The organism is Mucilaginibacter straminoryzae (assembly GCF_022953055.1).
Classification (GTDB): Bacteria; Bacteroidota; Bacteroidia; order Sphingobacteriales; family Sphingobacteriaceae; genus Mucilaginibacter; species Mucilaginibacter straminoryzae.
In genome coordinates this window covers 512352-534282 of sequence record NZ_JALJEJ010000001.1, presented here as the reverse complement: position 1 = coordinate 534282, position 21931 = coordinate 512352, and the positions used below count along the sequence as shown (strand labels likewise).

The 21931-nt window shown below is 46.7% G+C and carries 18 protein-coding genes; 7 read left to right on the top strand and 11 right to left on the bottom strand.

Annotated features, from left to right (window positions below; genetic code table 11):
- Positions 1-8 precede the first annotated feature (8 nt).
- The 4 genes from MUY27_RS02365 to fabG all read right to left on the bottom strand — a co-directional run bounded on the left by MUY27_RS02365 (position 9) and on the right by fabG (position 3752).
- Entirely contained in the window at positions 9-2099 is a 2091-nt protein-coding gene (locus MUY27_RS02365) for a hypothetical protein (RefSeq protein WP_245128365.1), read from the bottom strand.
- A gap of 65 nt (positions 2100-2164) precedes the next feature.
- Positions 2165-2641 carry a YybH family protein gene (locus MUY27_RS02360; protein WP_245128364.1) on the bottom strand — a complete coding sequence of 159 codons (477 nt, stop codon included), beginning with the start codon at positions 2639-2641 and terminating at the stop codon, positions 2165-2167.
- 76 nt (positions 2642-2717) lie between these two features.
- Positions 2718-2984: a DUF3253 domain-containing protein gene (locus tag MUY27_RS02355; protein WP_338042643.1), complete on the bottom strand. Its 267-nt coding sequence runs from the start codon at positions 2982-2984 to the stop codon at positions 2718-2720.
- 27 nt (positions 2985-3011) lie between these two features.
- Positions 3012-3752 carry a 3-oxoacyl-[acyl-carrier-protein] reductase gene (gene fabG, locus MUY27_RS02350; RefSeq protein WP_245128362.1) on the bottom strand — a complete coding sequence of 247 codons (741 nt, stop codon included), beginning with the start codon at positions 3750-3752 and terminating at the stop codon, positions 3012-3014.
- Between the two features lie 117 nt (positions 3753-3869).
- Between fabG and MUY27_RS02345 the strand changes: the two genes are divergently transcribed.
- Together MUY27_RS02345 and MUY27_RS02340 are read left to right on the top strand one after the other, a co-directional pair.
- Positions 3870-4589, top strand: coding sequence for a class I SAM-dependent methyltransferase (locus MUY27_RS02345; RefSeq protein ID WP_245128361.1), 720 nt, complete (start codon positions 3870-3872; stop codon positions 4587-4589).
- A 224-nt stretch (positions 4590-4813) separates the two neighbouring features.
- The gene (locus MUY27_RS02340; RefSeq protein ID WP_245128360.1) at positions 4814-6427 is read left to right on the top strand and encodes an amidase; all 1614 of its coding nucleotides are present in this window, start codon (positions 4814-4816) and stop codon (positions 6425-6427) included.
- A 79-nt stretch (positions 6428-6506) separates the two neighbouring features.
- On the opposite strand, the gene MUY27_RS02335 is transcribed toward MUY27_RS02340, so the two are convergent.
- Positions 6507-7469: an isopenicillin N synthase family dioxygenase gene (locus MUY27_RS02335; protein ID WP_245128359.1), complete on the bottom strand. Its 963-nt coding sequence runs from the start codon at positions 7467-7469 to the stop codon at positions 6507-6509.
- A gap of 168 nt (positions 7470-7637) precedes the next feature.
- Between MUY27_RS02335 and MUY27_RS02330 the strand changes: the two genes are divergently transcribed.
- From MUY27_RS02330 to MUY27_RS02320, 3 genes are all read left to right on the top strand, one after another.
- On the top strand, positions 7638-9659 hold the full coding sequence (locus MUY27_RS02330; protein WP_245128358.1) for a DUF6600 domain-containing protein: 2022 nt from the start codon (positions 7638-7640) through the stop codon (positions 9657-9659).
- A 69-nt stretch (positions 9660-9728) separates the two neighbouring features.
- Positions 9729-10190: a thioredoxin family protein gene (locus MUY27_RS02325; RefSeq protein WP_245128357.1), complete on the top strand. Its 462-nt coding sequence runs from the start codon at positions 9729-9731 to the stop codon at positions 10188-10190.
- A 52-nt stretch (positions 10191-10242) separates the two neighbouring features.
- On the top strand, positions 10243-10479 hold the full coding sequence (locus MUY27_RS02320) for a hypothetical protein (RefSeq protein ID WP_245128356.1): 237 nt from the start codon (positions 10243-10245) through the stop codon (positions 10477-10479).
- Positions 10480-10490: 11 nt separating this feature from the next.
- On the opposite strand, the gene MUY27_RS02315 is transcribed toward MUY27_RS02320, so the two are convergent.
- Complete coding sequence (locus MUY27_RS02315) at positions 10491-10649, bottom strand: hypothetical protein (protein WP_245128355.1); 159 nt, start codon at positions 10647-10649, stop codon at positions 10491-10493.
- Positions 10650-10762: 113 nt separating this feature from the next.
- Here MUY27_RS02315 and MUY27_RS02310 point away from each other — a divergent pair, with 113 nt between their 5' ends.
- Complete coding sequence (locus MUY27_RS02310; protein WP_245128354.1) at positions 10763-11071, top strand: hypothetical protein; 309 nt, start codon at positions 10763-10765, stop codon at positions 11069-11071.
- 100 nt (positions 11072-11171) lie between these two features.
- The gene (locus MUY27_RS02305) at positions 11172-11627 is read left to right on the top strand and encodes a 3-oxoacyl-ACP synthase (protein WP_245128353.1); all 456 of its coding nucleotides are present in this window, start codon (positions 11172-11174) and stop codon (positions 11625-11627) included.
- Between the two features lie 30 nt (positions 11628-11657).
- Here the strand turns inward: MUY27_RS02305 and MUY27_RS02300 are convergent, their stop codons facing one another.
- The 5 genes from MUY27_RS02300 to MUY27_RS02280 form a co-directional block, all read right to left on the bottom strand.
- The gene (locus tag MUY27_RS02300; RefSeq protein ID WP_245128352.1) at positions 11658-12188 is read right to left on the bottom strand and encodes a DinB family protein; all 531 of its coding nucleotides are present in this window, start codon (positions 12186-12188) and stop codon (positions 11658-11660) included.
- Positions 12189-12244: 56 nt separating this feature from the next.
- Positions 12245-13207 (bottom strand): helix-turn-helix transcriptional regulator, encoded by a 963-nt coding sequence (locus MUY27_RS02295; protein WP_245128351.1) that lies wholly within the window; start codon positions 13205-13207, stop codon positions 12245-12247.
- A 58-nt stretch (positions 13208-13265) separates the two neighbouring features.
- Positions 13266-15800, bottom strand: coding sequence for a BamA/TamA family outer membrane protein (locus tag MUY27_RS02290; protein WP_245128350.1), 2535 nt, complete (start codon positions 15798-15800; stop codon positions 13266-13268).
- A 142-nt stretch (positions 15801-15942) separates the two neighbouring features.
- Complete coding sequence (locus MUY27_RS02285) at positions 15943-18303, bottom strand: GAF domain-containing protein (RefSeq protein ID WP_245128349.1); 2361 nt, start codon at positions 18301-18303, stop codon at positions 15943-15945.
- 32 nt (positions 18304-18335) lie between these two features.
- Entirely contained in the window at positions 18336-21929 is a 3594-nt protein-coding gene (locus MUY27_RS02280; protein WP_245128348.1) for a BamA/TamA family outer membrane protein, read from the bottom strand.
- Between the last annotated feature and the right edge of the window lie 2 nt (positions 21930-21931).

Below are 21931 nucleotides of genomic sequence, written 5' to 3'. Positions count from 1 at the left end.
TATCAGGTTCAAATCTCCCCTTCTCGCTTACGCAGGAACCACTCGGCGCTAAGTAATGCCAGAATGATCGCGAATACCCATTTCACATCAATCAGCTCGCGATAGCTGCGGTCTTCATTCAGTACGGTTTTTACATTTTCATTCTTTCGAAGCAGATCTGCCAACCGATCTATTTGAGCAGGCTTAACCACCACGCCCCCCGAACGCTTAGCAAGTGAACGCAACAAAGCATGGTCGGCCGTGCTTTGCCTCAACTCCACATCCAGCGCTTTAATACTTAACTGGCCGCTGGCAGCGAAGGTACGTCCGCCCAATTGGGTAGAAGCGGTATAAGTATAATCGCCGGCAGGCAGCGAACCGGCATCCAGTTGATAGCTTGCACCGGTGCGACTAAAAAGATAACTGTAACGTTTACCGTTGCTATCTTTCAGTTCCAGTTTCACATCAGGCGTATTCACCAGTTCCAACGCCTCATTATACAATTCGGCATTGATGATCACATGCTCGCTTTCATCAAATACGTTCTTGCCGGTAAAAACATTAAACCGTTGCCGCTTCGCATTCGCCGTTAAATATTGGATGATCTGCGAAACAAGCTCCTCTACCGAATGATGATTGCCGTAGGCCTGAAATTCGCTCAGGTTCCAGCGCCAGAGCCCTTCCCCGGTGAGCGCCGCAGTGCGGCAACCGCGTGCATCCATAAAAGCCAGAAGTGGGTAATTAGTAGCAATGGCCCCTATTTTTTGCCTGAATAACACATTTGCCTGCGGGTTTGCCTGGTAACTGCCAAACGCAGTAAGCAAGGGAGGCAGCGCGCCCAGCTTCTGGCGGGTGGAATCACTTAATGTAAAGCTACTGAAGCCAGCATCGGGCAGGGCAAAGGCTTCCTGCACATCCGGTCGCGTAGCAGCTATCCTGACGACATTCTGCTGCTGGTTAAAATCAGATAGATTACTCTGCGCACCGGCCATAAACCAAACAGGTATTCGTGCAGCAGTAACAGCTTTAAAGAGATTAGCGTTAGCGCTTAGTGTCACCTGGTGCAGGATGAACAGATTAAAATCATCCCATTTTATTTTCGCCGCATCATCTGCCTGTATGGTCTTCAGCTCGTAGTTACGGTTAAGTTCGATGGCTTGTTTTAAAACGCCGATATCCGGATGCGGGCTACCATAAACCAACAGTATTTTCTGACGCGCATCAATTACGTCTACATAAATGGTTTGGGTATTATTTTGTGTGGAGATCTCATTAGCCAAAGGAGCAAGACTGAAAGTAAATTTTCTTAGCCCTTTTTTATCGGCATTCAACTTTAGCCTGATACGCTTTTGCCATTCATCTGATAAGATCTGCTGGTTCTGGCTTTGCACCGTTCTGCCATCTTCTGTTACCGTTAGCCTTGCAGTTTCACCGCTACTTTTATTAGCGCCTATCTGCAACTCCACCTCAAAATCATTCCCTAAAAGCGCCGTTTTGTTATAGTTTATGTTGGTGATAAAAAGGTCGCGACGGGGAATGGTATCGCCAAGCGGCACTGTATATATGCTGGCCTTGATATTTTGCGCCTCATACTGCGGGTCGGTACCCTGGTTGTAAATACCGTCTGTCGCCAGCACCATGGCGCCGATGTTCTGGTTCACAAACTGCTCATTCAGTTGCTTCAGTGCAGCAGAAATATTGGTTTGCTTACCGTTGAAGCTGCGGGTTAACCCAGGCTGTAAATTAGTGCCGAAATGGTATTCGCGTACGTCATAATCGTCACCCAGCTGGCTTTTCAATTTAGCGAGTCCGTTTACGGTTAAACCTAAATCATTCTGGTTAGACTGAAAGCGCCCTATGGATTCTGAATTATCCTGTGCGATGAGAATGAGCGGCTTTTGCGGCTGGTATTTTACCGTTTGGATCAAAGGGGCTAAGAGTAGTATCCCGATCAGGGTGACAGCTAATGCCCTAAAAACAGCTAACAGCCAGCGATACCCCCCGGAGAATAAAACAGGCTGCCTGTACATCAGCCAGGCATATAGTACGCCAAGCAGCAGGCAGGCCACCGACCACCAGCCCGAAACGGCTCCCCAGGTTACAGTAAATAAAAGCAGCATGTTACGTAAAGCGTACTACGATGACTGCAAAATGCGAAATTTATTGTGAAGGCACACTATAACGTTCAGATTTCAGGGGGTGCTTCCTGAACAATTTCCCGTACCGACAACCAGCCAGTTGGGCTGCTGCTATCTTTTACATATACAACCATAGAACGTCCCCTGCCAATGGTAGGTTTGCCGCCAGATTTAGGCGTGTTACGAATAGTGAATATCGATGTTTGTACAGCTGTACCCTTGTTGAAAAAGGTACTTTCCACTTTATTTTCAATAAATTCTACATGCGAATTCGTCAGCCATTCACGTACCCCTTTTTCAAGTTCGGCCCGGCCTGTTACCACATTCTTTCCGCCGAAATATTTAACTATATCCGGATGATGAAGCTTAACTACTAATGCAATATCGCCTTTGGCAAAAGCTTCGCGAAGTGCTGCAGTAGCCCGTTCTAAAGACCCGCTGTCTGCATTTGATCCATTTACGTCTTGAGCTCTTAAACTCAGACAGGTAAAAACAGCAAATAATAAGGCAAGAAAAGTTTTCACGATTGTTAAGGTTATGAGGACAAAACGAAAATTTGCCTAAGAAATTATCACAACCGAAAACATAATTAGCAAAAAATCAACATCTTACCACAATCTTAATCCGGATAGGCCCTTTGATATTTTCGATCTCTACCGGCTGCCCTTTCTGGGTGATGAGCACCTTACCCTGTCGTTCTAACTCGAAAGCTTCGGTACGGACATCATCCATATGCTTGCGCCAGTCGGCAGGAAACAAAACCCTTGCAATGTCAGAGGGGCAGATAGATTTATCCGCCCCTCTTTCTGTAGCCATTGCTATAATGGTTTCAGTAATAATTTTTTTGTTTTGTGCTTCTTTACTCACACCTCGCTCCCCGCCACTCGCAACTGATTACATTCCCCCGTCAACCACCAGTACCTGCCCGGTGATGTATGAGCTCATGTCTGATGCCAGGAATACACAAGCATCTGCCACCTCGGTAGTTTCGCCACCACGTCTCAGGGCGATGCCTGCTGTCCAGCCTTCCACCACTTTAGGGTCTAATACGTCAGTCATTTCGGTACGGATGAAGCCCGGTGCAACTACGTTGGTACGGATATTACGCGAACCCAGTTCTTTCGCCATTGATTTAGAGAAACCGATGATACCTGCTTTAGAAGCTGCGTAGTTAGCCTGCCCTGCGTTACCATCCACACCAACAACAGAGCTGATGTTGATAAACACACCCTGGCGGTTCTTCATCATAATCTTAGAAGCAGCTTTGGTAACGTTGAAGATTGATTTCAGGTTTACGTTCAGCACTTCGTCCCATGCTTCTTCGGTCATCCTCATCAATAGGTTATCTTTAGTGATACCGGCATTGTTTACCACGATGTTTATGGTACCAAAATCGGCAACAATATCATTGATCAGCTGATCAGCTTCGTCAAATTTAGAGGCATCAGATCGGTAACCTTTTACCTTTGTGCCATAAGCCTGCAGTTCCTGCTCCAGGGCTAGGCCTTTTTCTACAGACGATAAATAGGTAAACGCAACGTTGGCGCCGTGCTCGGCAAATTTTTGCGCAATCATGCGGCCAATGCCTTTAGAAGCACCGGTAACCAAAGCAGTTTTTCCTTCTAATAGTTTCATGAGTTTCGAAATGTCTATTTTGGGCGGTGAAGATAGGCATTTTAGTCCGAAAGTTAGAAAAGACCGCGAGTCCGGAAGCAATAATCTGATGGCGAACTAATTTGTCAAATTTTAATTTTGGACTTACCGACTTCCGGACTTTCTGACTACATTCACTTTATGCAAACCGTAGAAGCATTTTACGACCAGTTGAGCAGCCGCTATACCGAGCTGATCAGCCGGTGCGTACCCCGTTATACCGAGATTTTTTATAACCTGTTCTACTATATCCCGGATGATCTGCAGCCAAAAAGAATTTTGGATTTAGGTTGCGGAACAGGCAACCTTACCGAAGCCGCCCTGAAACATTACCCCAATGCAGAAATTCATGCGCTGGATATCTCTGCCGATATCCTGAACGAATGCCGCAAAAGGTTTGAAGGCCATAATAACATTTACTATCATCAGCAGGATTTCACCCGCCTCGACCTCCCTGAAGGATCTTTCGACCTGATAATTTCCAGCATTGCCATCCACCATATTAATGATGAGGATAAGGCAAGGCTTTATCCGAAGATTTATTCTTTGTTGAAACCAAACGGGATATTTGTTTTTGCAGACCAGACCAAAGGCGCCACCGACGAAATTTATCAGAAACACATTGGCCGGTGGAAAGAGGAGGCAATGAAGCTGGGATCAACCGAGGCCGACTGGCAGTTATGGATGGACCACCAGGACGCGCATGATTACCATGCACCGGTGGGCTGGCATTTAAAACAACTGGAAGGCGCCTGTTTTGCCTTAACTGATGTGATCTGGAAGAACATCATGTGGGCAGTGATTTGGGCGAGGAAATAGGGGCAAAAATCTGAGTAGAAGCAAGAGTCAGGAATCAAGACGAATTTAAAAAAGGCTATCATTCAGAGCGAAGCGAAGAGTCTCCTTCCAAATGCCTGTTGCCAGAAGAAGATTTCTCACTGCATTCGAGATAACAAGGGCCGTAGTTTGGCAACAATATACTTCAAAGGCTGTCATTCAAATCGAACCTTTTTCCTAAATTAAGCCGTCTACTTTAATCATTCATGCAAAGAAGAAAATTCCTTCAAACCAGCTCTTTAGCTAGTCTGACTATTGGTTCCATATTTAACACAAACGCCGCAAAAGCAGAAAATGATGCAGTATCGGCCCCTGCGACAGCATTCGACCTGACGGAAAAATCTATCACCGACCTGCAGCAACTGATGCGCGATAAAAAGTATACCTCGCGCCAGTTGGTGGAAATGTACCTGAAGCGCATCCAGACTATCGATAAAGCCGGGCCAAAGCTGAATGCCGTAATAGAATTAAACCCAGATGCGCTGATCCTGGCAGACCAGTTAGATAAAGAACGCGCAAGCGGAAAAGTACGCGGCCCACTCCACGGTATCCCCGTACTGATAAAAGACAACATCAGCACCGGCGACCGGATGCATACCACGGCAGGCGCCATGGCACTCGCAGATAACATTTACAGTAAGGATGCCTTTATCGTAACTAAACTGCGCGATGCGGGTGCTGTAATTCTTGGCAAAACCAACCTGAGCGAATGGGCAAACTTTCGCTCTAATCATTCAACCAGTGCGTGGAGCAGCCGTGGCGGCCAAACTAAAAACCCATATGTGTTAGACCGCAACCCTAGCGGATCAAGCTCCGGCTCGGGTGCAGCCGTAGCAGCCAGCCTTTGCGCTATTGCTATCGGTACGGAAACTAATGGTTCTATTGTATCGCCATCATCTGTTAACGGCCTGGTAGGTATTAAACCAACAGTCGGCTTATGGAGCCGAAGCCATATCATCCCGATTTCTAAAACGCAGGATACCGCCGGACCGATGGCGCGCACTGTAAAAGATGCTGCCATATTATTAGGCGCACTTACCGGAACGGATGCGCAAGACCTGGTAACACAGGAAAGTGAAGGCAAAGCAAAAAAAGATTATACCATTTACCTGAAAACTGACGGATTACAAGGCAAACGCCTGGGGCTGGAAAAATCTGCGTTACAAGGAAGTGCCGCTGCCGTTGCCTTATTAAAAGAGGCTGTAGAAGTGCTGAAAAGCAAGGGCGCCACTATAGTGGAAGTCGATCTGATGAAAGAGATTCGTCAGCAAACGGGCAACGCATCTTTCCAGGTATTGCTATATGAGTTTAAAGACGGCGTAAATAATTACTTAAAAGGAGCAAACTCCAAAATGAAATCGCTGGATGATGTGATTGCGTTCAACCGTCAGAACGAAGCGAAAGCGATGCCATTTTTCAAGCAGGAAACGTTGGAAATGGCGAACCAAAAAGGCGACCTGAACAGTGCGGAGTACCTGGAAGCATTAAAAAAGTCGAACGGGTTAAGCCGGACCATTATCGACAACATGCTGAAAGAAAATAACCTGGATGCCATTATCGGCCCGACGAATGGCTTCGCCGTTTGTATCGACCTTATCAACGGCGATTACAATAATGGTTTCTCGTTTTCGTCACCAGCGGCAATGGCCAGATACCCCCATATTACCGTACCCATGGGCCAGTGGCACGATCTGCCGATGGGACTGTCTTTCTTCAGCACCGCCTGGCACGAACCACAACTATTGGCAATGGCCTACGCTTATGAGCAAGCCAGCAAAAAAAGAAAAGCGCCGCAATTTAAATCGCCTATTGTGGTTTGATACTTTTTAATCAAAAACCCCGATAAAAACAGAAAGGCTTCCTGTCGATGGGAAGCCTTTCTGTTTGAAATTTTCGGGATTACTTCTTCAAACCAATCTCGCGAAGACGCTCATCCAGGTATTCGCCGGCTGTCATGTCGCTGAATTGCTTCGGATGCTGCTCATCTATGCAGGACTCCAGGCTGGTTAAATCCATGTCTGATTTCGGGTGCAGGAAGAACGGTACAGAAAAACGTGAGTTTTTCATTTCTTCTCTAGGCGGATTTACCACGCGGTGAGTGGTAGATTTCAGCTTGCCGTTAGTTAAACGCTGCAGCATATCGCCTACGTTCACTACAATATCTTCGCCATGGGCTTTTATAGCATACCAGGTATTTTCGCGGGTAAGTACTTCCAAACCGTCAGCACTGGCACCGATCAACAGGGTGATCAGGTTAATGTCCTCATGCGCACCGGCACGAACGGCATCTGGCGGCAGCGCATCAGGGTCCTCAATCGGGAAGTAATGCAGTGTACGCAGGATAGAATTTCCATTATGTACCTTATCGTCAAAATAGCTTTCGGGTAAGCCCAGGTAAACCGCTATGGCACGCAGCAGGTTTGTGCCGGCGGTTTCAAGCTTCTGGTAAATCTCGCGGGTAACGCTATTAAACTCCGGCAGTTCGTCTACATAAATATTGTCCGGATATTGTTCTTTAATAGGGTCGCCATCGGTAACGGTCTGACCAATCTGCCAAAACTCTTTCAGATCCGGCACCTTAAAGCCTTTTGCCGTTTCTTTGCCTTTGCTGGTATACCCACGCTGGCCCGCCAGTTCAGGCTTCTCGTATTTTAGTTTAACAGCTTCCGGTAGTGCAAATAAAGCTTTTACTTGCTTATATAAATTATCTATCAGTTCTTTGCTTAAACCGTGGTTGGTGATGGTAACAAAACCGGTTTCATTAAAGGCGCGGCCTATATCGTCAGAAAAGCGTTTACGCTCTTCCGGTGTACCATTTAAATAGGTATTAAGGTCGAGTCTTGGAATATTTATAGTGCTCATAACCAATAAAATTTAATTAAAACTATCTGCAAACATCTGATTAAATTTTCACTTCCTCATCATAATCTCACAAAATCCACAAACATAACCATCGATTAAACGCTTCTGTTTAAATATAGTCGAACTAACAATAAAGGCCCCTCGCAAAGGCCTTTAAACCATAAATATATGAAGAAGTTAATTTCACTTTTCTGCCGCAGCTTACTGCTTATGCTGTTAGTAGCGGCGATACCACATAAAACGCAGGCGCAGGGCGCTACCATTTCTTTCCAGGAGTTTTATGACGAATTACAGCCTTACGGCACCTGGGTTGACGACCCACAGTACGGTACGGTTTGGGTGCCCGATGTAGACCAGGATTTTCAACCCTATGCCACCAATGGACACTGGGTGCTTACCGATTACGGTAATACCTGGGTATCTGATTACGACTGGGGCTGGGCGCCGTTCCACTACGGCCGCTGGCGTTTTGATGATTACTACGGCTGGGAATGGATACCCGGCTACGAGTGGGGACCGGCATGGGTTAGCTGGAGAAGCGGCGGCGAATATTACGGCTGGGCACCTTTAACCCCAGGTGTAAGTATCGATGTAAGCTTTGGCGGTTTCGATGTGCCAGACTATTACTGGACCTTCGCTCCGCGCGCCTATATTACCAGCCCGGCTATTTACAATTATTACGTTCCGCGCCCAAGGGTGGTGAATATTATTAACCGAACTACTATTATACGCAATACCTACGTGGTGAACAACCGCCCGTATTGGTGCGGCCCGCGCAGGGAAGACATTCAGCGTGTGGTGCGTGGCCCGGTAAACGTGTATCACATTAATGATATCAGCCGCCCAGGGAGGCCGATGTTAAGGAATGATGCCTTGAATATCTATCGCCCGCAGGTGAACCGCAATGCCCCTACCCGCCCGATACGTGTGGTAGATGCTGATGCTTACCGTAATGCCCACCCTAACGACAGGATAGGCGACCGTGACTTTGGTCGCATAAACTATCAAAATGCGCAACGGCTGGCACAAGAGGCAAGAAATAATAACAACAACAATAATAACAGGCCTTTTGTAAAGACCATAGACAGGCCAACCCGTCCTGGTAATCCAGGCCAGCCTCAGCAGCAAGGTATGCCTAACAATCAACAGGGACAACAATGGCGCCAGCAAGGCCAGCAATCCGGCCAATCTACTGATCAGCAGCGTGAGCAATGGCGTCAACAACGCCAGCAGCAAATGCAACAGCAGCAAGGCCAGCAACAGGGCCAGCCTACTGATCAGCAGCGCGAACAATGGCGCCAACAACGCCAGCAGCAAATGCAACAGCAGCAAGGCCAGCAACAGGGCCAGCCTACTGATCAGCAGCGCGAACAATGGCGCCAACAACGCCAGCAACAAATACAACAGCAGCAGCAAGGTCAACAAGGTCAGCAGCCAAGCCAGCCTACTGATCAACAGCGTGAGCAATGGCGTCAACAACGCCAGCAGCAAATGCAGCAACAGCAAGGCCAGCAATCCATCCAACCTACCGATCAGCAGCGCGAGCAATGGCGTCAACAACGTCAGCAGCAAATGCAGCAAGGTCAGCAACCAAGTCAGCCTACTGATCAGCAACGCGAACAATGGCGTCAACAACGCCAGCAGCAAATGCAGCAGCAACAGCAAGGCCAGCAACAAAGCCAACCTACCGATCAGCAGCGCGAACAATGGCGTCAGCAACGCCAGCAGCAAATGGATCAGCAACGCCAGCAACAAATACAGCAGCAACAAATACAGCAGCAACAAATACAGCAGCAACAACAACAGCAGCGTCAGCAGCAGATGGATCAACAGCGCCAACAACAAATGCAGCAGCAACGTCAGCAGCAGATGGATCAACAGCGCCAGCAACAAATGCAGCAGCAACAACAACAGCAACGTCAGCAGCAGATGGAGCAACAGCGCCAGCAACAGATGCAGCAACAACAACAGCAACGTCAGCAGCAGATGGAGCAACAGCGCCAGCAACAAATGCAGCAGCAACAACAGCAGCAGATGGAGCAACAGCGCCAACAACAAATGCAACAGCAACAACAGCAACGCCAGCAGCAGATGGAGCAACAGCGCCAACAACAAATGCAACAGCAGCAACAGCAACGTCAGCAGCAACAGGAGCAAGAACGCGAAAGACCGGGACGCCCCAACCGCTAAGAATAGTTTTTATGAATAGCACATATCCTCAAAAGATATGTGCTATTTTTATGCATTATTTAATCCAACATGAACAACATTGCTCGTTATAAAGGTGGGATATTTATCCTGCTCGCATTTTTCGCCCTATCATTTTGCAGTTTCGGCCCCGGCAGCAAAACTGTGAAAGGACCAGATTCGCAGATTAATTTTATAGAAAACTCCTGGAAAGAAGCCGTAAAACAGGCTACGGCAAAGCATAAATATATTTTTGTAGATGCCTACGCTACCTGGTGCGGCCCGTGCAAAATGCTTAAAGCCACTACGTTTAAAAACAACAAGGCGGCAGCTTTTTTTAACGCCAATTTTGTAAACGTGGCGATAGATATGGAGCGTGGCGAAGGCCCTGCCTTATCATCTGCGTGGAATATACAGGCTTACCCAACTTTAATTATCTGCACCCCGGATGGTAAACCTGTTTACGGAACGGTAGGTTACATTGGCGCAAGTGACCTGATCAAATTCGGCCAACAGGGGTTAACCAAACGTTAGTTTAAAACAGCTGTCGCTCTTATGTGTTGTGCTTTAAAAACAAGTACAGCTTATGAGAAAGATATGTATCTACCTGATGATGATCGGGATAGTTTTAATTATCGCCGGGAGCTTCTTCTATACAGCTAAACCAAACACAGCGGCCAACAGCTCTGTCGCCTTAATTAAAAACAACAATCCGACTGCTTTCCGCTGGCCTGTACATACCGGCCTCATCCTGTTTTTTATGGGTGGAACTTTTACCCTCGCCAGCAGAAGAAAAAATTATACCAGCGACATGTATTATTAATCGCAGTGCAACTACCTGTCGGTCCGTGTACCGACAGATGAGGTATCACGCTTTTTTGCGGCGGTGTCTTGTGGCTGATTTGATGGTCCACCGAATTTATTATGCGGATCCTGGTGACAGCAGGTTAGCGCAACTACCAGTGCTGCCAGGATAAATATCATTCCCTTCATAAGCTCTTTCTTAAATCCAGACAAAGCATCACCCCATTTGTTTAGTATATTAAGCCGCTACAATTATATATTTAATATTAAACCTTCTTAATTACGCTTTGTTAAACCAACATATGGATCATAATGTATATTTGCTGGCGACCGATCCGAAAGATCCGTGCAGAGATGTTATCCACTCCAGAGATACTGATCTGAAGGTTAAAGTTTTCTGTTTGACCGATGAAAACTTCGTCCCCGATATTAACGAAATACAGCTTTACGGTTATGCTAACAACAAGCTTTATGCTTTCGAAACCATAAGGATTACCCCCGAAGATGCTTTAGATGTGGTGAGCGCCATACAATGGTATGCCAACTATGTTGAATGCCCGGATATGGAGATTCTGCCCGAAGATCCGCGTCACGGCGATATAGCGGTATAATAGCTATCACTATTTATCTCTTACTTTTTAACATGTTCTGTAACCCGTTACAGCAAAACCATTGCGACCTTTATTTTGTTAAAGAGCGACTATTCAATCCATGAACACCGAAACTAAAACCCGCCTGTTTAAGCTCTGTACCGACGCTATTAAACAGCGTATAGAAAATGCACAATTAGCGCTTGCAGAGATACAGGAAGCGACAGAAAATGAAACTAAATCAAGCGCGGGAGATAAGTATGAAACCAGCCGCGAGATGATGCAGCAGGAGACTGACCGCAATATGCTGATGCTGAACGAAGCCAATAAACAACTGGTAATACTGAATGGCATTAACGCGGGCAGTGCGAATACCAGCGCGGATACAGGTAGCCTGGTAGTTACCGATAAGGGGAACTTCTATATCTCTGTCAGTGCCGGAACGTTGACGCTTGAGAGTCAGAAATATTTTGCCGTTTCTATCAGCTCGCCGATAGGTGTACAGCTGAGAGGTAAAAAAACAGGAGAATCTTTCAGCGTTAACGGCAACCAATACCAGATTAAGCAGGTGCTGTAACAGATCCTCCTGTTGCAAAATTTTAAAAGATTAGCTTGCTGCCTCGGTCTCTTCTTTTGGAATCATGTCTTCATGCTCATCGGCACTTGGGCCATAGCTACCAGGGATTGGGATGTCTAACAGTCTAAGGTAAACGCCCATTTGCGCACGGTGATGTACGATTTGATTAAGGCACATGCGGATCACCTGCGCTTTTGTCGAGCGGTCGTAAATAGCTTCGCCACTTCTTAACGTCCATATCTTATCCAGTTCTTCTTCGTTAGCTTCGCTAAGGCTTTTCTTCGCCTTCTTAAGCGACTCCTCAAAGAAAGCCAGCACTTCTTCCGTGGTATTTAAATCAGGTTCGGCCCAGGTAGTGTTTTGAAAATCAAGTTCGTCTGTATCGAGCACCATTTGTATCCATCCCGGCAGGTCGCCAATGTGAGTGGCAAGGCGTTTAATGGTCATGCTGCGTTGATGCGGCTGCCATGCAAACTGATCAGACGGGATACGCCCCAGCATTTTGCGGGTAGTTACAGCTTCGTTTGCTAATTCTTCGGTGAAAATTTTAATCTGTGACATAGTGTTTTGTTTTTGATGACGATACAAAACAACTACGCGCAAGTGACAGCCCTATGTCAGCAGGATTTTGAGGTAGTTAAATTTTCTGAAATTTTTCTTACCAGCGTATGAATCCGTTCATTCAACTCCGCGGGTTCTACTATGCGCGCCATATCTGCAAACATCACAAACCAACGCGAAAACCCTTCTAAAGACCAGCAGACAAACTTCATTTCTATCACATCGCCAATAATGCTTTCACCTACATAACCGTGATAATACTTTTGCTCGCCCAGGTACATGGCCACTTCTTTCTTCACCTCTATCGTCACATTAAATAACTGCTGATCTTTAAATATACAACGGATATGTTCCTGTAACTGCGGATGCGATGCTGAAAAAATTTCATCAGTACATTCCATACTCATCAGACGATCGAAACGAAAATCGCGGTAATCCTTCCTTAAACGGCAATAAGCAATCAGGTGCCAGTTATTATCCAGATAAAACACACCTACCGGTTCAATCGCCCGTTCGGTGGCCTCGGCGCGGTAAGCAGGCTGATAAACAATTTGCAATACCTTTTTGTGGGCAATAGCCTGCAGGATATCCTGAAGCGGGTTCAGCCGCAACTGCTTATGTCTTGCGCCCCGCGAACGAATCACTTCGATGCGGTTATCAATGGTTTCCAGAAAATCCTTGTCGCTGTTCCGCAATACGGATTTTATCTTATACATGGCTGAGCGGTAGCTGGCGCTATTCGCTTCATCGGTCAGTTTATCTACCAGCTTTTCTGCGGTAAGAAACGCTGCCGCTTCTTCGCGTGTAAACATTACCGGCGGCAACCGGTACCCCTCAACCAGCGAATAGCCTACACCAGCTTCGCCAATGATAGGCACACCCGCCTCTTCCAGCGTTTTTACATCGCGATAGACGGTGCGTAAACTAATTCCAAAACGCTCTGCTATATCCGATGCTTTTACCGTCCGCCGGGATTGCAGTTGTATAAGTATGGCAGAAATACGGTCGATGCGGTTCATTTAGGATTGCCTGTTTCTGCAAATTAAAGAAAAAGCAGGCAAGCAAACCTGTTATAAATTAAAAGCGGTATCCGAGGCTGATATAAGGCAGCGCACCTTCTGTTGAAAAACCTACAGCAGCCTGTACAATCAGCGTTCGGGCAGGGATCAGGAAGAAGCCGCCGCCGTAACCATCATGCCATTTGTTAGATTTTTCATCGGGCACCCATACCCGGCCGATATCATTAAAGCCAATTAAACCAAACGTTCCCGGAAACAGGTAAGAGGTAAAGTTGAACAGTTTCAGGCGCAACTCAAGGTTATCATAAACACCAGTTTTACCGATAAACCTGAAAGTATGGAAGCCTCTCAGATTTTGCGGACCACCGATCTTGATCTGCTGAAAGAATTCTGCGTGGCCGATGATCGTCCCCCCGCCGATACGGTTGGCTACAATCAGTACAGAATCACGGTCGGGGTTAAGGTAGAAGTTGAACTCGCTTGCCACCTGTGTATAGGTATTATGGGCATTGGCTATACCAGTAGAGGTATTCACGGTGGTGTTCCAGAAAACGCCGCTTACCGGATTGGTGATATTGTTCCGGCTGTCAAACTTCACACCCAGAATTACACCAGCGTAACCTTTGGTATCAAACACTTTCTGATCAGGGTTTTGCTGTGCATAGGTATACAAAAAATGGCCTTTATTAGGAGAATCACTGCTGTAGTAGAGCTGCCCGGTAACGCCACCGCTTAGCTGCCACCTGTTGTAATTATGAAACAGGCGTACATCTGCATTTACAAAGTTGTAGTGGTTGCGGTAATAGGTGATGCCGACATCTTCGCTCCTGTCGAACACGGTATTGTTTCCAACACCAAAAAAGTTGCTTACGTTATTTGGCCCGCGCGACACAATACTAATATTAAGGTCATTGTTACCAATTACCCGTCTGAAATCGCCATTGTAATTGATCATGAACGATTGCCTGCCGAGCGAGTAACCGGCTAACAACGATTGATGGCTGGCATAGGGCGATTTCCGGAAGCCTTCGCGCTCGCTCATGATGCCACCGATCAGGATCAGACCTTCGTCTGTATTGTAATTGGCCAATACGATTGGCCCTGTCTGGTCATATTTAAAATTCTTGCGGTCGAAAGTGTTCACGTCCGAATCGCGTGAAGTTCTGATGCGGGCCAGCGAACCATCCGGAATAATATTTTTCTTGTCCTTACGGTCGTAAATAAACAGCTTGCTTTTATTGTTCAGGTTCTTGTCTACGTAAAAACTATCTACACCGCCACCACCGATCATGCGTACTTTAATAGGCGAAGGTTCAGTGCCTTTTACGCTGAAAACATCGGCATCATCTAAACCATAAAGGCGGATCTCTTTCGTTTCCTTAGGATCAAAAGTTCGTTGGTAGATTACCTGGGCAGGCGTACCGTCTTTTTTAATCTTACGGATGGTCACCGCTACCTTGCCCCCGGCCTGCTCGTCTACATCAAACTGTTCGTGCTTATCCGTACCGGGGATATCAACATGGTCTGCCAGGAAGCTATAATAAGACAGCCCCTCGCGTTCAATGTTATCGCGTCGTTGTTTGATGTAAGGGGTGATCCAGGTTGACTGCTTATAGATATTCGCCGGCATGCGTTTCATTGCCGAATCGATCAGGTTATCCGTCAAGGCTTGCTGCACAAAACGGATCTCCTGTTCCCAGTCTTCCTTGCTCAATTGTGTCAGAAAATAACGATCGAAGTAACGCGCATTAAAGTTCCACTCACTGATAGCACGGATATCTCCCCTATACGGTTGTAGCTGTGATTTCAAGCTCTGGTGTGCCAGCACCCAGGGAAATATGCCTGAAGTGGTATAAAATACTTTGTCCCTGTCGCGCGGGATGGGCTGGTATACGATACCGGTATCATTCTTTTCCCTGTCCCAGCGCCATTGGTCTTCGTGGCGGTCCCAATCACCGATGATCATATCCAGCAGGCGGGCTCTTAGTACCATTCGCTGATTGAAACGGTTATCATTATCGCCCTCTACCTTCTTCTGCGCTTTTTCGGTATTATCAGTCTTATCGATATCCAGCGGATCGCGTTCCTCAAATAAAAACACCTTATTGGCATAATCCTTACGGTATTCACCCAACGCGGGATCGTCTGACACATAAACAATCTCGGGGTTAGAATGCGGTATATGCAAAACTTCTGCCAACGGTGGTACAATCAGCGCCGAAAAAGGGTGCGATGTGGTCACCTCATCCTGAAGGATATCTTTTACGATGGTTTTACGCATATTCTTGGGCAAAGCGCGCTCCGGGTATTTCTGCACGGTACGTAAAGCCCAGTCGTTCCCGGCACTGTCTTTCAGTTTCAGGCTTCGGGTTTGTAAACCGCCGCCCTGGCCTACAATTTTTAATCCGCCTTTTTCTTTGCTCAAATGAAAAACCCGCATGGTTACCGGGGTAGCCCAGAGTTTCCGGTAATTCTCGCCAAAAAACTTGCGGTGCAGCTTGCTTACCCTGTTATACTCCGGCTCTACCGCAACCGTGACTACATCTTTTGATTGCGCCAGAACAGGCAACTCCCTGCCAAAGCAGGCCGACAAAATAAAAGTTATACAAAAAAAATTCTTGCGGTAATGGTTGAGCATGTGCAACGGCTATAAAAGCGGCTTATTGTGTTTCGATACAAATACAATAACACTAATTAACAACTTTTGTGCTTTTACTTAACACAATTTTAAGCTATTATTTTTCGACGCCGCATTCGGGTGCATTAACCGTTACCCTGATGGCTCTTAACCCGGCTACACCCTGTAATTCTTCCAGTTCGAAGTGTTCGGTTTCGCCTGTCAACAATTGCTGCTGGCAGCATTCTTTAATATACTTCAGGTATTCCTGGGCTTCATCAGAAGTGGTGTAAACCAGCGCAATTTTTCCGGGCTGGGTAAGCCGTTCGCCGGTATCCTTAATCAGTACTTTATCAATACGTTTTTTGATTACCTCGTAACGGATATTGTACGCCCCCTCCACATCAAAGCGGTGTTCGTCCTTCCTGAAACAGATATCAATCGGGTGCGAGTGGATAAAGATCAGCTGGGTAGTACGCAGGTGGCATTCCATCCGGTCGAACAGCTTATTGGTGATGTGCACAATATCGATCATCGAGTTCAGCTGCCAGCGACGGAACTCATTTAGCTTCTGCTCGTCAAAAGTCATATCCGGCGCAAGGGATTTGCCGGTGTACACGTCATATTCTACACCGTCGGTACGGAACTTCTCGAAATAGCAGGGATAAATCTGCTGAAGCTTCTGCTGCGCCTTTTCGAAATAACCGTTCAATGCCTGGTTTATTTTACCGATAGAGTTCTCCAATGCGCGCCGGTGCTTAAAACCTTCACCCGTTTCTTCATTCTCAGCTTCAAAATAAGCTTCAATCTCTTCACGCAATGCAGGCACCCGTACTTTCAGTTCATCAAACAAAGCATAGATCTGCGTTTGCAGCATGGCACGGATGTGGGTATCGTCGTTATCGGTAACCTGTTTATTGATCCGCTGCAGCCAGGCCTCGCATTTGGCAATTAAACGGCTATCTACTTCCGCTTCGGGATGTTCATTGGCCTGTTGCAGTACCGCAATTATTTTCTCCAGCAGAAAAACCAGGTCGCGCTGCAGGGCTTCATTCCGCTCATGGGTAGAGTTCCGGATATCTATTGCGCCATAAAGCGGGTACAGATCTTTAAACGCAACGGTTTGTATCTCGTTAGCTTCTGAACCGTGGCGCTCCTGCCGGAGATAATTCCATGCCGCTTCGTTAAACTTCCATTCTACGGCGTGCTGCAAACTGGTAAATTGCTCTTTAATAATATCTTCTATCCGCTGGTTAAACTGTTCAATACTATTATGCAGTAGTTGGCTAAGCAGCGGAACGGCAGCTTCCAGTTTGGAAAGCAGCTTTTCGTAATAGATAATCGTCTTACGCGAGTAGATCTCCATCACCCCTGCCAACTGCCGGTTATAGTAAACAGGCAGCAATGCGTAAGATTTTATACCCGATTGCTGCAAAGCTTTCAGATAGAAATGCTTGCAGACATTATCCTCGCAAATTTCATTAAAGAAAATTGCTTTGGGCTTTTTGATATAGCTCTCGATCAGGTCCTGGTAAGCTTCCTGCGCCATGCCCTGTTCTGAAGAGGTTTGAATCAGGATACTATTAAAACATTCCTCCGCATCATAAACCAGCCTGCCGTTCACTTTCAGGAAAGGCAATAAACCAAATTCAATGCAGCTATTGCCGGTTAAGGTTTGCAGCGAATGCGTTACCTGGGCAAAAAGCTGGTTCTGGTCTTCGGCATCGTTAACTAACGCTAAACGGATATTATCTATTGATTGCTGAGCTGTAACATCTTCAACGGTAATGATCGAAAAGCCCTCTATAGTTACCAGATCTAAAGGCAGGATACGGTCGAAAATACCAGGATCAGCCCCTTCGTGCAGGAACTGTTCAATTACTTCCGGCCGCAGCGTAGGCAATTCGCCTTTTACGCTTACATCAACATAAGCGGTATCGATGTGGATCTTATAATACTTCTCCAGCAGACAATTGGTCTCGTCCAGCTTGGTATAAATGGTATCGTTATCTATATCTGACGATATTTTATACAGCTTTTTCAGGATGAGCCGGTAAACGAAATCCTTCTGGCGGTTCTTAAAAGCTTCCTGCCCCTGGTTAATAGTAGCGCTCTGATCCTGGTGGTACAGTTCCACAAAATCTTTAAACGCCGGTGTACTATACAGGATGTTACCCGGCAACGGTGTACCTATTGCCCAATGAAAATTGTGTTCGTCTGTAACGGACGGCGATAGCACCGCGTAGATCAGCTCTAATATATCCGGATATTTTAAAGCCTCTACTGCCGTAATAGGTGCATCCAGTTGCGGATAGTTATTGAAATTCTGTAATACGAAACGGTAGAACTGCGCCCTGATGGTATGCTCCGTCTCGATACGATGGTGCATGTCGCGGATGAACGGTCTGAAACTAAATGCAGTATCCAGTTCACCCTCAAGGGTAAGCGATTTACTGATTTGAAATACGTCGACCTCCATCTGCTGAAATTAGTAAAAACCTGTTAAAAAACTTAAAGGTTCAGTTTAAGTGTTATATACGGATAAAAACCATCGCCGGTGTAACCCGTACTGATATTTAATAAAACCATATCTGCCGGTGCGAAATAAGCGCCCAGTAAACCGGTATTATGCCATAGCCGCGATGGTGTCCGGTTATCCCATACCCTGCCGATGCCATAGCCCCCCGTAAACCCGAACTGCCCCGGCAGAATATAGGGTACAAAGGTATTAAGCTTTACCCTTGCTTCTACCAAATTGTAAAACATTTGACGCCCGGCAAACCGATTTTCCCTGAAACCAGGCAAAGTTGTCGCTCCCCCGAGGAACATCGACTGATAAAACGCCGTTTGCCCAAGGGTAACACCGCCGCCGAGCTTCTCGCTAATGACGAATGACGAGTTGTTTGTTACGCTTTTAAAAAGTTGTACTTCGGGCGTAAATTGCACATAACTGCGCGACCAGGTATTGAGCCCGGCCATGCCTTGTAACTTCAAACTAAGGTAAACGCCCCAGTCCGGCAGATTGCGATTATTACGCTTATCCAGTATGTACCATGCCGTCAGGCCGCCGTTGAACTTCTGTTTACTAATGGTAGTGCTATCAAAACTATGGACAGCGAGCGGGTTATCGGTCAGTTTATCTTTAGGATCGTTCACATAGCGGTAATACTGGAATGTCGGGCCAACACGTACGCTTACAGAGCTATCCTGGTTATGCCAGCGCAGCGCTGCGCTTACCTCGGCCAGATCAAACCGGATGCGGTAATAATCTATGCCGTTTGAAAATCTGGTTTCATTTCCGATACCGAAAAAGTTGATGGCATTAGGCGTGTAAATGCGGCTCTTGATCTCGAGGTCGGCTTTGTCGATGGCGCGGAACCAGGTACCATTATAGCGGAACCGCCAGGCATTGCTGCCAAAGGTATGCATCGCCCCGAACTCTTGCGTGCTGCCGGGCTCTTTCCTGAAGCCGTTGGTGACCCGTTTAAAACCGGCATCCAGCCAGACACCGTAATCAAAATTATATCCCATTGAGATTAGCGGGATAGTTTTGTTATAGGGATTTACCGGAATATAGCTCACAGTTGTAGTATCGTCAGAAAAATGCTTGCTGATAATACCCGACCCGGCACCGCTAAAAGCAGAATTACTCTGCTTATCATACACCTTGGTGTGGTGAGTAGATGAAGCCGCATAATAAGTTTTCTGCCCTTTGCCACCAATCAACCGTACTTTAATCGGAGTTTTGCCATCGTTGATGTAAATGCTGTCTTTACCCTGCGAGGCGTAGATCCTAACCTCGTGGGTAATACTATGATCAAATGTTTTTGAAAAAACGGGATAGCCTTTCCCGCCCTTAGGGTGCCTTTTAAATATGGAAACATTCACATCGCTCGCACCCGTGTCTGTTACGGTGATCAGTTCGTCACCATCGGTAGCTTTCACATCTACCACCCGGTTGAAGAATTTATAGTAAACATCGGCCGCCTTTACCAACTGATCGCGCCTGCGTTGCATTAGTTTGAACATTTCCTGATGCCTGATCTTATACGCAGCTTCCGGCATTGCAAGAAGTGCTTTTTCCAGAACCCTATCTGTCAGCGCATCTTTAAAATCCTGCGCAGCCTGCATCCACTTAACGTAATCAAGCCCGGAAAGGAAGCGTGCATCCAGTTCGCGACCGTTTACAAAAAAGTCTGAAATGTTGTTCTTGTTAGCTTTGTAGCCTTCCAGGTATGGCGCCATCCATTTGGCTGCGGCTGCTTTTGGTACAAGCCCCTGGTTAATGAAAAACGCTTGATCCCGATCGCGCGGAACAGCATTGTAGTATTTGTTCCCATCGCGAGTCTTGTTGGCCCATTTCCACTGGTCCTGCTGCTGGTCCCAGTCGCCCATAAACCAGTCTAGCAGCCTGGCCCTAAAGAACTCAAGCGTATCTACCCGGTTGTTATTATCCGCATTTAGCTGGCGCATCATCAAACCGGTATTATCTGTCGCCCCGGCGCCTTTGCTTTCTTCCAGCACGCAAACCGTACCGGCAAACTCCGCTTCGTAAATACCTAACTTACGATCTGGCGATACATACCCAATCACGGGCTTGGTGTGTGCTACCTTTACAGCTTTTGCCAGCTCGGGAGCGATGAGTGACGAATAAGGATGTTTACCCGAAATAGCATCATACAGCCACGACTTTGCAAAAGTTTCCCGACGCGACTCTGGCAGATCTATTACCGGATACTTCTCTATACTGCTTAAAAGCCATTCTTTCCCGCTATTATCTGTCAAACGCAATGACCGCGCCTGATGGTTGCCGCCTATCTTTTCGGGCGTTAAGCCGCCTTTGAATTCGCTGATGCGGATTACGGGCAGTTTTACCTTAGCAGCCCATTCTTTACGATAGTTTTCTCCGTAAAGCTTTCGGTGCCATTTACTCACTTTGTCCAGATTGGGACGGGCGCTTACCAGAATGCTATCCGCCGTGATTGGGGCTTTAGTAATCACCGGAACAGGTTTTACAGGGCTATAAGTTTTGGTATAAGTAAACACCTGTTTAAAAACAGTGTCTTCCGTAGCGTAATAAGTAAGCTTGATACTCTTATCGCTCATCAGATCGGCGGTGACATAACCCGGAAGCGTTTTGGCGTAGAGGGCGTTCTTACCTTTCTTTACAAAGGCTTCTTTTGCACCTGCACCGCTCACTACCTGCATATGCTCGTCATCTTTGATGAACTGTATACCGTGTTCGTGGCCGGAAACATTCAGCATATTTGGGAAGCCTTTGAATACCCCGTTAATCCGCTCGATCATGGTTTTGTACAGCGGATGCCCCTTGTCCTCGGCTACAGAAAATGTTCCGCGAACGAATGGATAGATCGCGCCGATAACCGGTAAAGGGATGTATAGCTTACGATTGACAGAGGTCAGGGGGAAGAAATAATCGACCAGGTTATAATAGCCACCATGGTGACCATAGGTATAAAACGGATGGTGATCTGCCAGCATGATCACCTTATCACGGTTTTTTGCCAGTAACTCTTTAAAGCGTGCGATAATTTCGTCTTCGGTATTACAATCGCAATCTGCTTCGGGGTTGGCTTTACTGAAGATATGAACCCACCACTCACTATCGAAAGCAATCACCACAAATTTATCGTTGATCTTAATCTCGTAAGGCTCAGGACAGCCATTTTCAGGCACAACTTTTAGCAGCGAATCCTTCTGTTCTGAGATGTACTGCCATTGCCGTTTTATCTTTGCCAACCCACGGGGCCCCATACGGTCCCAATCATGGTTACCCGGAATGAAGTAGACCGGGGCGCCTTTCTCGCGCATGGGTTTATACTGGTGCTGTAATATCTGTTCGGTAGCCTTTTCTTCGCGGCTGCCCGGTAAACCCATTCCCGTAGGATAGATATTATCGCCCAGGTAAATAACGGTGGTTTTACCGGTAAGAATTTTACTTTGGGCGTCGCCAATTACCCCGCCCTGAAACTTATTATTCTCGCCCGCATCACCAATGTAAATAATCCGGTGGGTAATCACCGGCTGCGCTGCAGCAAAAAATGGCAATAAACTATAAAACAGTACGTAAAGGAATCTCTTCATTT